This window comes from Calothrix anomala FACHB-343, from assembly GCF_014696435.1.
GTDB lineage: Bacteria > Cyanobacteriota > Cyanobacteriia > Cyanobacteriales > Nostocaceae > Aulosira > Aulosira anomala_A.
In genome coordinates this window covers 79,334-91,746 of sequence record NZ_JACJQG010000033.1, presented here as the reverse complement: position 1 = coordinate 91,746, position 12,413 = coordinate 79,334, and the positions used below count along the sequence as shown (strand labels likewise).

The 12,413-nt window shown below is 41.2% G+C and carries 10 protein-coding genes; 3 read left to right on the top strand and 7 right to left on the bottom strand.

The annotated features are described in order from the left end of the window. Positions 1-161 precede the first annotated feature (161 nt). Together H6G08_RS19365 and H6G08_RS19360 are read right to left on the bottom strand one after the other, a co-directional pair. Entirely contained in the window at positions 162-512 is a 351-nt protein-coding gene (locus tag H6G08_RS19365; RefSeq protein WP_190545837.1) for an NIL domain-containing protein, read from the bottom strand. 50 nt (positions 513-562) lie between these two features. Then, the gene (locus H6G08_RS19360; RefSeq protein ID WP_190545835.1) at positions 563-1,237 is read right to left on the bottom strand and encodes an NIL domain-containing protein; all 675 of its coding nucleotides are present in this window, start codon (positions 1,235-1,237) and stop codon (positions 563-565) included. 1,121 nt (positions 1,238-2,358) lie between these two features. On the opposite strand from H6G08_RS19360, the gene H6G08_RS19355 reads away from it, so the two are divergent. Beyond that, complete coding sequence (locus H6G08_RS19355) at positions 2,359-2,550, top strand: CbtB domain-containing protein (protein WP_190545833.1); 192 nt, start codon at positions 2,359-2,361, stop codon at positions 2,548-2,550. Between the two features lie 276 nt (positions 2,551-2,826). Beyond that, positions 2,827-4,044, top strand: a complete 1,218-nt coding sequence (locus H6G08_RS19350; protein WP_190545848.1) for a hypothetical protein — start codon at positions 2,827-2,829, stop codon at positions 4,042-4,044. A 518-nt stretch (positions 4,045-4,562) separates the two neighbouring features. Here H6G08_RS19350 and H6G08_RS19345 read toward each other — a convergent pair. From H6G08_RS19345 to H6G08_RS19330, 4 genes are all read right to left on the bottom strand, one after another. Then, positions 4,563-5,738 carry a DNA double-strand break repair nuclease NurA gene (locus H6G08_RS19345; protein WP_190545831.1) on the bottom strand — a complete coding sequence of 392 codons (1,176 nt, stop codon included), beginning with the start codon at positions 5,736-5,738 and terminating at the stop codon, positions 4,563-4,565. A 231-nt stretch (positions 5,739-5,969) separates the two neighbouring features. Further along, positions 5,970-6,335: a hypothetical protein gene (locus H6G08_RS19340; protein WP_190545829.1), complete on the bottom strand. Its 366-nt coding sequence runs from the start codon at positions 6,333-6,335 to the stop codon at positions 5,970-5,972. Positions 6,336-6,962: 627 nt separating this feature from the next. Beyond that, positions 6,963-7,334 carry a hypothetical protein gene (locus H6G08_RS19335; protein WP_190545846.1) on the bottom strand — a complete coding sequence of 124 codons (372 nt, stop codon included), beginning with the start codon at positions 7,332-7,334 and terminating at the stop codon, positions 6,963-6,965. A 120-nt stretch (positions 7,335-7,454) separates the two neighbouring features. Then, the gene (locus tag H6G08_RS19330; RefSeq protein ID WP_096647830.1) at positions 7,455-7,718 is read right to left on the bottom strand and encodes a hypothetical protein; all 264 of its coding nucleotides are present in this window, start codon (positions 7,716-7,718) and stop codon (positions 7,455-7,457) included. 357 nt (positions 7,719-8,075) lie between these two features. Here H6G08_RS19330 and H6G08_RS19325 point away from each other — a divergent pair, with 357 nt between their 5' ends. Next, positions 8,076-9,563 (top strand): aminotransferase class I/II-fold pyridoxal phosphate-dependent enzyme, encoded by a 1,488-nt coding sequence (locus tag H6G08_RS19325; RefSeq protein WP_190545827.1) that lies wholly within the window; start codon positions 8,076-8,078, stop codon positions 9,561-9,563. A 107-nt stretch (positions 9,564-9,670) separates the two neighbouring features. On the opposite strand, the gene H6G08_RS19320 is transcribed toward H6G08_RS19325, so the two are convergent. Next, entirely contained in the window at positions 9,671-12,379 is a 2,709-nt protein-coding gene (locus H6G08_RS19320; protein ID WP_190545825.1) for an MGH1-like glycoside hydrolase domain-containing protein, read from the bottom strand. Positions 12,380-12,413: the final 34 nt, after the last annotated feature.

Sequence of the window (12,413 nt, the reverse complement as noted above, 5' to 3'; positions counted from 1 at the left end):
CTGTTGACTGTTGACTGTTGACTGTTGACTGTTGACTGTTGACTGTTGACTGTTGACTGTTGACTGTTGACTGTTGACTGTTGACTGTTGACTGTTGACTGTTGACTATTGACTATTGACTATTGACTGTTGACTGTTGACTATTGACTATTGACTATTAATTAGTAAGACCAACTATCACCATTAACATGGGGTTTGCCGATTATTTTAAGATTGAGAGATTCAAGATAAGCTATACCATGATTGATTTGAGCCACGCTTCCGCGAATTTCTAAGTCAAAACGTCCAGCGCTATCTGTGTTTGCTTCTAGCATTGCACCAGTAATGTTAACAATTAAGCCGTAATCAGAAATTAACCGGGAAATTACTGGCTCATTTAGGTAGGATTTCGGAATATATACACATACACGAATTTGAGTAATCTGGTTTTTGTCATGAATTGATGCGATCGCAGAACTAAAAACAGAAAATTTACTCTTGGTTTTCAATTGAACTTGATTAAATGCGGTCATATTACTATAAATCAGTATTTCAAAAATTTTTATTAAACTCTTTGTAGTCCCTAGCCACTAGCCCAATCAGGCCAAATTGGTAATCCTAATTTTGTGAGATAAATTAGACTAGAGCGGATTTGCTTGGTTTTACCCCATAAATCTAGCTCAAACCAGCCATCATCTTGCATATTGGGGTGAAGGCGCGCACCGATGATGTTGACTGTTAATCCATAACGAGAAACTAGTTGAGAAATTATAGGTTTCTGGTGGTAATTTTGCAAAATGCAAAGCTGTAGACGTAAGCGATTAGTTTGACCATGAGATAACCATTTTTGATATTCTTCTGACAGCCCTGTGATTTTTCGCGATCGCGATCGCAAAAATGTGGTTTCATGATTAGGAACTAGATTTTTCTCTCCCTCGCCCAATTCCCACTTCATCGGATTTTCTTCCAAATCCCGGTTATTCATTTGAATTTGGTTAGCGATCGCTATTTGCACTAAATTTACACCCAATTCTTGCAGGTAAGATAAGCTATTGGTTAAATGCTGGGGATTTCCCGATAGTTCTAAGTCAAACCAGCCATCGCTGTCATCATCTGATACTAATGATGCGGCTGTAATGTTGACTGTTAAACCATAGCGCGACACTAACCGCGAAATCACAGGTTGTCTGTGATACTTTTGCGGAACTGAAATCCGGCTATGAACTGGGGGAGATTTTTTCGCTTGACGAGGAGACATTGGCTTAACCTCCCATCATCACTGAATGGTTTAGGAACAATGGGACAAATAGACAATATTTCTCATCAAAAACATTTAGTTTCGCCAAATTTGCCCGACTGGATATGAGTCTCATTTAGATTCTCCTCTTCTAGGCTGCTTTGCAAACTACGATAAATCTATCGTATTATAGTATTTTGCTTAATGTAAAAAATATTGCCACAAAAATCACAAAAAAACAATCAGTGTTAAGAACTGTGTTTTAGCGAAGTGCTGAGAAGTGCGATCGCGACCAAATTAGCCCATGATGAAGATGAGCGATCGCCTGCATCTAGACATAATATTAATTCGTAATTCGTAATACCCTGCGGGAAGGCTTGCGCCTACGTAATTCGTAATTAAGACAAGAGTTAAAAATTCAAAATTCAAAATTAAAGACATTTTCATTCGAGGATTTAAACCCCAACTGAAAACCTGCTACGTATAAACGCATGGGTCTTCAAACCTCGGAATTAGGATAATTTTAGAAAATAGGTATAAATATCATCTATTATTTAATTTTAATTAATGCTATTTCCTAGCAAATCATCAAAATTTATCTAAATTAAATTAGAGTATGATTGTTAGCTAGGGCAATATCCTCTAAAACCTGGATATTGGGCAAATTATATCCCAAACCACAAATGACAAATGACAAATGACAAATGACAAATGACCAATGCCCAATGCCCAATGCCCAATGCCCAATGCCCCATGCCCAATGTCATAAATTGAATAAAAATACTGAGTATTCGATTTAATAAAAAAATTTACATTCTGGCGATCGCTCATTAGAAAGAATCAAATAATACAGCAGCCATCACAAAGAAATTTCTAATTACGCAGGAACGATAAGTAGCCAATAATATAGCCTGCTGTTGTCAATCGCAAATTTTTGCATAAATATACATACTGGCACGCCAACAAAAACTAAGATATTGTGTTATTTGCGTAATAATCGGTTTTAGTGGAGAACAGCCGCTAAAGGTAAAGGGGAAACTTGGGTATGAATTCGCGGTTCATCAAGAAAACAGTTGCTAAAGCTAGCCCAGCCGGAACACCCGCCGATGCGTTCACTGTTCTAAATTTATGCGAGGTATAAGATGACAACTCAAACTCATCCTTCAGTGTTGCAAAAAACGGCTAACTTGACTTTATCAACGCCTGTACAAGCAACACTTTTCGTTTCCCTATGTGCGTTGACACTGTGGACTGTTTATTTTACAACCTATCCGGCAATTCACGATCGCGTACATAACCCCCGTCACCATACCCTGTTGGTACCTTGTCACTAAACAGTTAGCAACTGTTTAAGCACCCCCATATCCTCGCTAGGATTGGGGGAAGAATCTGCGTGAAATCCAGCGCACAAGATTCTCCACAATTTACAGCAAAAATGAGTAATTGAAAACTTGTAATACCAATTCTTTAAAATTCAGCAATAAATCCAAACTCAGAAGCCCCTTTAGTATCTGGCTTTGCTAATTTTGAATTTTGAATTTTGAATTGGTATAAGCTGGGTTCACAAGGTTTGATACACTCCACTATTACTGTAGAAATTCACAGTGAAAATGTCGAAATTTAAGCTTTATACACTCATCAGTGCTATTTGTATGGTGAGTGTAGTTTTTTATAGTTTTATCGGCTTCTCCGCATCCCCCGCGCCAGGAGTGCGACTGGTGAACCCAGCACCAGCAAGCAAAGTTTTACCCTTTGAAGCGGCATCTAGTACGCCCCAATCGCCAGTAAAATTAGTTCTGCGAGCCGAAGACGCTACAGGTAAAGCTTTAGAGAACGCTAAATTTAACCTGGAAATTTTTAACCCACCCCATAATCCTTGGTTTACTACAGATTTTCCCATAGTCGAGGGAACCAAGCTTCTAGATTTGGAAACTATCGCCCCTAAAGGCGAGCTAGAAGTTCAGCAGATGTTACCAATTCGGGGGAATTACCAACTTAAGGTGAATGTTACCCCCGTTGTTGCCAATGCTTTTACACCAATTCAGCAAACCCTGACATTACCAGTAGCTGAGAATTCAGTAAAATATCGGAATTTTGCGATTCTCGCTGTGATTTTATTACTAGTTGGGCTAGGTGGCGGTTGGGTAATTGGTGGAAGACAAGCGATCGCACCGGGAGAAATTGCACCAGCGCGAGTGCGATTATTATTAAGTGGGTTGACTGTGGTGGCGATCGCAGCTCTATTATTTGTTAACATCAGTGCAGAAGTTGCCCAATCCCAAGGTGCAGGACACTCACACAGTCACGAGCATCAAGAGCATCACGAGCATCAAGGGCATCACGAACATGGTTCTACAACTGCGCTACAAGTTGATAATTCGGGAATTGTTCGTCAACAAGGTTTGCAACTGCAATTATTAGGATCTACTAACACCAGCGTTGGTGAAACTGCGGCTTTGCAATTAAAAGTAACTGATGAAAAAACTAATCAACCAATTCCTGACTTACTTTTAAATATTACAACCGTCATGGTTGAAGATGGTTTTGTGAATTTTGCTTACAAAACTGTAACCGATTCCACAGGACAATTTTCATGGGAACAAGGGTTTTTTGATGGCGCACCCCATAAACTACAAGTAGAAATTGCGCCTCAACCCAATGCTGAACGTCAATTTAAGCCATTTCAGCTAGAAAAACTTATAGATGTTGAAGGAGTCGCACCACCTTTTTCAGTGCGGTTTATTAGTTTGGCTTACATGACAGCCTTTGTCATTGTCGGATTGTTGATAGGATTGCAACTCAAACGGAATTTACCTGTGCAAAGTTAACTACTGCTGAAACTGCTATCTCAGCACTTGTGTTTGCTGATAGCTTTGGGTGTTTCGTTTATAAATTTTTAGGGCAATGCCAGAACTTACGCACTCAGATCCCCCAACCCCCTCCCAGGGGCTTTAGACTTCATTGGTGTCAACTTCAGCTAAAAGCTATATACGGCGAGTGTTGTACAAAAACCCTCGCCCTTATCCCCTCTCCCCTTCTCCTCTACGGTGTACACAGATCTCTGTGCTAAGTGCAAAATGTAGCTAGATCCCCCTAAATCCACGCCACTTGCTACAACGGGGGGAACCCCCGCAACGCAGGGCTGCCCCTTAAAAAGGGGGAATTTGATTCTCTTCCCCCCTTTTTGAAGGGGGGTTAGGGGGGATCAAAACGTTATCGGGCTAGGTTATAAGACTTGTGTGTACACCGTAGCCTTTTTAAGGGGGGTTAGGGCGTGTTTTCAAACTATAACCATATGATTTAAATTGGTATTACAAATGACTAATGACCAATGACAAATGACCTTTCATGCAATACTTCCCCGCTTTCTCGCTTCTTTATAAGAAGTACCCACATTTCTCAAACCAGCTTTAATCATTTGCTTCTCCAGTAACGCAAAAAAGCGCGTTTTATCGCCACCACGTACCACCGCTTGATTATGAGCTTCAGCGATCGCTACTGGATAACCATAGCCTTTTTGCACCTGTGCCAGCATCAGTCCTAAGGCTTGGTCAAACATAGCGGTATTTTCTGCTACCCAGGCAGGTACTTCTATCCGGGCAATTTCGGTACCGACATGAACGTAGCAAAAATATATGTTTTGGTCTTCGTACAACTCCAAAATTCTGGCATTGCTGCGCCACAAGGGGCCGCGCTGTCCTGGTTTGAGTTGAGTTGTCCACAGAGAAGTATCGCGCAAGGGTTCAAAGACTTTACAAGGAACCTTTTCTAATTGATTGGGGCAATAACTTATACAGTCGGGTACGGGATGGGGACAAGCTAACAAGCGTAAAAAGTTCATCCCTTCGACGTTACGAGAAGCGCTGAGATATCCCATCAAGGGAATTTGGGCGTCACGCATTTGCTGCCAAGCGGCGATAATGGGGGGTAAAATGCGATCGCGGGCATCAAGGGGTAATTGTTCTAAAAACCAGTAAATTAAGGAACCATCCACCATCGCCAGGGTAGGTACTTCTCCTTTTACCGCACAAGCTAGTTCGGCTAAGACTGTGGCTTCGCTAGCAGTACGGCGATAACCCATCCATTCTTCAGTTCTAATTCCCCACTGCCGAGACATATATAAATCTTCGGGACGGTAAAATACTTCTGGCAGACTATCCAAGAGTGGATGGCGATTTTGTCCGTAATGTAAAACGACTCTGCCAATATTTAACAGATAACAGTAAGCAATTTCATGGTGGTTAGGCGCAATTTGCGAACCATCAGTAGCAATTACAGTATGAATTTTCGGCGGTACTGGAATCTCAATACAAGTTTCTAGTGGCTCTATGGGTGTAGCATTAGCAAAGAGAATGCGATCGCGCCATTTCTCCTGACGAGCGATTAAATCTTGTTGTTCGCTATAAGCTTTGTGTAGGTATTGTTGAGCTAATTCTAAACGTTGACGACTTGCAGCAGCTTCTGAAGAAAGATGCTGACTTAAACCTTGCATTTGTCGCGCTAGTTTTGTCAGGTCAAGCATAAAATGTTATTGGTCATTTGTCATTTGTCATTGGTCATTGGTCATTGGTAAGGGTTTCAAGTCTATTTACTTTTTGTCATATAATTTAGTTTATTTTTACCTACTTACTTAAATCACTGTTTGAAGCTGGACGGAAGTAGTTAAATTTTAACGGAAATGAGCATAGGGTACAGGGCATGGGAAATCTTATTTTTCAGTGAGATGCTGATGATGGGGTTGATTGATACTTCTCTATTCCATCGTTTCGCCTAAATATCTTGAACATTGGTGTTCGGAACTCGGCGTTTTGAGTAAATCTCTTGAACGTTGGTGTTCAGAACTCGGCGTTTTGAGTAAATCTCTTGAACGTTGGTGTTCGGAACTCGGCGTTTTGAGTAAATCTCTTGAACATTGGTGTTCGGAACTCGGAGTTTCGTGTAAATATCTGCAACCATCATGGAAAAAGCCGGAAACTTCTTGTTTATTACAGGATGGTTGATTCTCAGAACTCCAAATTTGAACTTCTAAGCTTTGATTATCGAGTTTAATATTGGTTAAATCTAGATATTTTGGCGAAAATGCAAGAAATTTACTTGAAATGAACCGCCAAGTGCGCATTAGACACGAAGCGGTTATTGAGTAATTCTAAAAAGATACCCGACTTTCGAGAAAAGTCGGGTATCTCTGTGTTTAAGGGATTTCCAGTTGACATACCTCCTCACCCTAAAAGTGTGAGGATTCCTTGACGTTTCACCGACCAGTGCTTGCAAGCAAGTCTTACCCAGTCTCCGCGTCCGTTTAAAGTCTCCCAATGCCCTATGGCGACTTTTAGCTGTAGAGTACACAAGTTCAAAAAACTTGTTTGCCTCCAGGGTGGCACACTGCCATTGCCCTTCAGCCGTATCCGAGTTTGCTCTCATCCCACCTGTTTCAGGGCGTAAGTATTGAGCCTGGATATCTGTTTGTACCAAATCCTACCACAAAAGTCGTCCTACAAGGACGAGGTTTTAAACCCATTTTTCTGATAAAAAAATATCCCAATCATTAACTTATACCAATTGGAAAAAAGAATGCGACAGATTGTAGGGGCACTGGCAATGCCATGCCCTCTAGAATATTTTGATGTGTCGCAAAGATTATTGAAATTGGTATTACCAAGCCCGCAAATTGTAGGGGCGGGGTTACCCCGCCCCTACAATTTGGGATAATTTATTTTCTGGAGTTCCCTAAGCGTTAGACAATGATTTACAATCCTACTAATTCGCGAGATTCAAAATCAGTGAGTTGTTGGGCGATCGCTAATCTGGCTTCTAACTTCGCTACACTAAACTGGTTACGCAGATATTCCAAATGAGCGATCGCATTTGTTTTTTCTGCGGTTAATCTCAGTTGGGTATCTATGGCTTTTTGATATTCCTGATTTACCAGCAGAACTTCAAAGCGCCGCGCTTTGCGTTGTGCATCATTCTTTAAATCCATATCAAAAGCAGCGCTACGATCTGCGTTACCTTCAAAGCGGTTAATTTGCTGTTGCACTGCCATCAATTGCGAATCTAGTTCATTAACTCGATGAGCAGCTTGAACTATTGCATCCGGATAATAACTCAGTTGCATAATTAAATAATATTAGGTAAATGGGCATGGGGCATTGGGCATTGGGCAAAGACGCGATGAATCGCGTCTCTACAATTGTCTTCCTTGTCTTCCCTAGCCTCTAGCCCCTTATCATCTCTGTTCCTACGCCACTTCCCGTAATTGAGATGGTGGTGTCATCTCTGGAAATGAAAGGGAAAGTTGTTCGGCTTGTGGTACCGCAGCTTGTTCTAGTACAGTCACTTCGATATTCACACTCACTAAATAACTTCCTGTATCTGCACCAACCGCATCAGCGATTATCTTGGCTATATCTGGGCGTTTTGCTGTCAGAGGATCGCGTAAAATACACCGATCCCATTCATGCTTTGCAGTGGGGTTGAGGTTGAGAATGTAGTGCTTCATCATATTACTCATCGTTAATTCTATCTTCCTTCCAGAAACCTTCCACAGAGCCATTCTCAACTTAACCGGGCTTTGTGGGCGCTATATTTATTATTATAGTACATTTGTACGCAACTGTGTGAGAAACAGGAGATAAATTCCAGTGCGATCGCGCTAGTATTTTTCGGCAATTAAGGGAAATTTTGCCAAAATTTCCGACTTCGAGTTTTCTGGCCCTGAAGTTGTCATACACTAATGTGCATCTAAATTGCATAACTACTAATAAGGGCTGTCAACAGTCAACAGTCAACAGTCAACAACCCTGACAATGGATTGTGCAACTTAAAAGCAGATTAGCTTACACTAATAAAAATCGCTGTCATGCTGAACCAAAATCAAACGCCATTAATCGCCGCTTTAAAAGCCTGTGCAGCAAAACCCCACGCGCCTTTTTATACCCCCGGACATAAGCGGGGAGAGGGAATTGGGCAACCTTTGGCTGATTTATTGGGTAAAGCGGTGTTTGGCGCTGATTTAACAGAGTTAAGCAATTTAGATAATCTGTTTGCACCCCAAGGGGCGATTCTGCAAGCGCAGCAACTAGCAGCACAAGCCTTTGGTGCTAAACAAACATGGTTTTTGGTGAATGGTTCTACCTGCGGTATTGAAGCGGCGATTCTTGCAACCTGTAATACAGGGGATAAAATTATTTTGCCGCGCAATGTGCATTCATCTGCGATCGCAGGTTTAATTCTCTCTGGTGCTGTGCCAATTTTTCTCAATCCTGAATATGACGCAGTTTTAGATATTGCTCACAGTATTACACCCCAAGCTGTGCAAGCGGCATTACAACAGCATCCGGATGCAAAAGCAGTGTTAGTAGTTTACCCCACATATTACGGTGTTTGCGGAGATATACAAGCGATCGCCCAAATAACCCATGAATATCATATTCCCTTACTCGTGGATGAAGCTCACGGCGCGCACTTTGCTTTTCATCCCAATTTACCTACCCCAGCATTAGCCGCAGGTGCAGATTTAACTGTCCAATCCATCCACAAAACCTTGGGTGCAATGACGCAAGCTTCGATGTTACACCTGCAAGGTAACAGAATAAATTGCGATCGCGTAAATAAAGCTTTGCAATTAGTCCAATCTACCAGCCCCAGTTATATCCTCTTAGCTTCCCTGGATGCAGCGCGTCAGCAAATGGCAATGCAAGGTAAACAGCTAATGTGCCGCACATTGGAATTAGCGGAGTTAGCGAGAACTAAAATTAGCCGAATTCCCGGATTATCGGTTGTAGATAAACCCCAGCAACCAACACCTGGCTTTATTGCCTTGGATCGAACTCGCCTTACCGTCACCGTTTCCGGCTTAGGTTTAACCGGCTTTGCCGCAGAGGAAATTTTAGATGCAGAACTGGGTGTAACGCCAGAATTTGCATCACTGCAACATCTCACTTTGATTATTAGCCTCGGCAATACCACAGCCGATATTGAAAATTTAATTCAAGGTTTGACTACCTTGGCGCAAATAAATTTACCGCCAGTTGCAAAAACCAAGTCAATTTTCTGGGATAATATTTTTAAGCTGGGTAATTCTGTGCAAATTTCTCCCCGCGAGGCTTTTTTCACCCCTACAGAAACTTTACCACTAGAACAAACGCGCGATCGCATCTGTGCAGAAATCGTTTGTCCCTATCCTCCAGGTATACCCGTGTTAATGCCAGGAGAGTTAATTACCAAAGCTGCGATTAAATATTTGCAACACATCCAAGCCACAGGTGGTTTTATTACTGGCTGTGAAGATTTGCGTCTTAGCAGCCTCAAGGTATTAGCATCACCTAGTAGTCTGTCGCAAAATTGACAGTGAATTGCCAGTTGGTGAGGTACAGATAATTGTTGATTGTAGGGGCACTGGCACTGCCATGCCCCGCGATCGCGTACCTGATTTACCTGAAATATGCTGTAAATTTAAAAATTTGCGATCGCCTGTTTCGCCTGTTGAATTTCTGATTCCGGATCTTGTGCTTCATACTCAGCAAACTGCTGGATTAGTTTCGCTACTAAACCAGTCCACCCAGTTTGATGACTCGCACCGATTCCCGCACCATTATCACCATGAAAATATTCATAAAATAAAATTAAATTTTGCCAGTGCGGATCGGTTTGTAACTTCTCCACTCCCCCATATACAGGACGTTTACCAGCAGAATTTTGCAAGAAAATATTGATTAATCTTTGCGATAATTCTGATGCTACTTCCCACAGAGTTAGCATTTTACCTGAACCTGTAGGACATTCAATTTTAAAATCATCGCCTAAATAATGATGAAATTTTTGCAGCGATTCAATTAATAGAAAATTCACCGGATACCATACCGGGCCGCGCCAATTGGAATTACCACCAAATAAACTGCTGCTAGATTCCGCAGGCTCATAATCTACACGGAATTGACAGCCATTGACATTAAAAATGTAGGGATGTTCGGCATGAAATCGCGAGAGGGCGCGAATACCGTAATCGCTGAAAAATTCAGTTTCATCTAACATTTGTTGCAAAATTTGGCGTAACTTATTACTAGAAACAATCGCTAATAATCTCCGCGCTTCCATTCCTTCAGTTTCCATGCAAGCGACATTTCGCCGCAAATCAGGACGATTTTTAATAAACCATTCCAACCTGCGCTTAAAGTTAGGTAGTAAATTTAATATCTCTGGTTCAATAGTGTCAACAGCAAATAGAGGAATTAACCCTACCATTGACCTGACTTTTAAACTAATTTGTTGATGGGGTGAATTTAATACATCATAGAAAAATCCATCTTCCTCATGCCATAAGCTATTTTCCTCTCCACCAATATGATTCATGGCATCAGCAATATATAAAAAATGCTCAAAAAATTTAGTGGCAATATCTTCATAAACCGGATTATCTTTGGCTAATTCTAGAGAGATGGTGAGCATATTTAAGCAATACATCCCCATCCAACTTGTACCATCAGATTGGTTAATATGTCCGCCTGTGGGTAAAGTTGCACTGCGGTCAAATACACCAATATTATCTAAGCCTAAAAATCCTCCTTGAAATACATTATTACCTTCAGTATCTTTGCGATTTACCCACCAGGTAAAGTTTAGTAATAACTTCTGAAATACCCTTTCTAAAAATTGCCTATCTGTTCGTCCATACATTTTCTGTTCAATCTTGTAAACCCGCCAAGTTGCCCAAGCATGTACGGGGGGATTCACATCACTAAATGCCCATTCATAAGCAGGAATTTGCCCATTAGGATGCATATACCATTCCCGCGTTAAAATATCTAATTGATATTTAGCAAAATCTGGGTCAATCATTGCCAAAGGTATGCAGTGAAATGCTAAATCCCAAGCTGCATACCAGGGATATTCCCATTTATCGGGCATAGAAAGAATGTCTTCGTTATTTAGGTGAAACCATTCGCGATTTCTGCCAGATTTCCGTTCTTTTGGTGGGGGAATTGTGCCAGGATCGCCTTGCAACCATTTCTCGACATCGTAATAATAAAATTGTTTAGTCCATAACATCCCCGCAAATGCTTGGCGCTGGACATTGCGCATATCTTCACTCAGAGTAAAGGGCGTTAAGTTTTGATAAAATTCATCTGCTTCTTGCTGGCGGGTAGTCAAGATTTCATCAAAATTTGTGCCAAAGGGTGCAGCTAAATCAGCTTTGTGACTCAAACGCAAGCGTACAGTTTTAGTTTCACCAGCACCAATATTTAATACATAGTAAGCAGCCGCTTTTGTACCAATTTTATCGGGATTTACTGCGGCTTTATTTCCCTGGACAATATATTCATTAATGCCGTCTTTAACATAGGCTGAAGCGTTAGGTGTATCAAATAACTTGGCGTTATCGGTTTCATTTTCGGTAAATAAAAACTCTACTTCTCCGTCACAGTAAAGCCACCTTTTACCTAAAGATGAATGCACCGCTTCGAGAATATTCAAGTTATTATGAAAATCAACTTTTTGAATTTGCGGTTTATCATTTGTCCCATTCCAAGACCAAGTATTCCTAAACCATAATGTAGGTAATAAATGTAATGTCTTGGCTGCGTCACCCCGATTAGCAACTTGAATCTGAATCAAAATATCTTCAGCAGAATTTTTCGCATATTCTACAAAGACATCAAAGTAGCGATTATCATCAAATATGCCTGTATCTAATAATTCAAATTCTGGTTCATGGCGGCTGCGGTTTTTATTTTCCGCCAGTAATTGAGCGTAGGGAAATGCTTTTTGGGGATATTTATAAAGCATTTTCATGTAGGAATGAGTGGGTGTATTGTCAAGATAAAAGTAATATTCTTTAACGTCTTCGCCGTGATTACCTTCATTACCAGTTAGCCCGAAAAATCTTTCTTTCAGAATAGAGTCTTCACCATTCCAAAGGCTAACTGCAAAACAGAGGCGCTGGCGTTCATCGGAAATGCCGGCAATGCCATCTTCACCCCAACGATAGGCGCGAGAACGGGCTTGATCGTGGGTAAAATAGTCCCAAGCTGTACCGTTAGGGCTGTAGTCTTCCCGCACTGTTCCCCATTGGCGATCGCTTAAATATGGCCCCCACTTGCGCCATTTGCTTTTCTGATTTCTTGCAGCTTCTAGTCTAATTTCTTCTTGGGTGAGATTGGTCATAATAAACCCTAGTTAATGCCTGATGACTGTACTA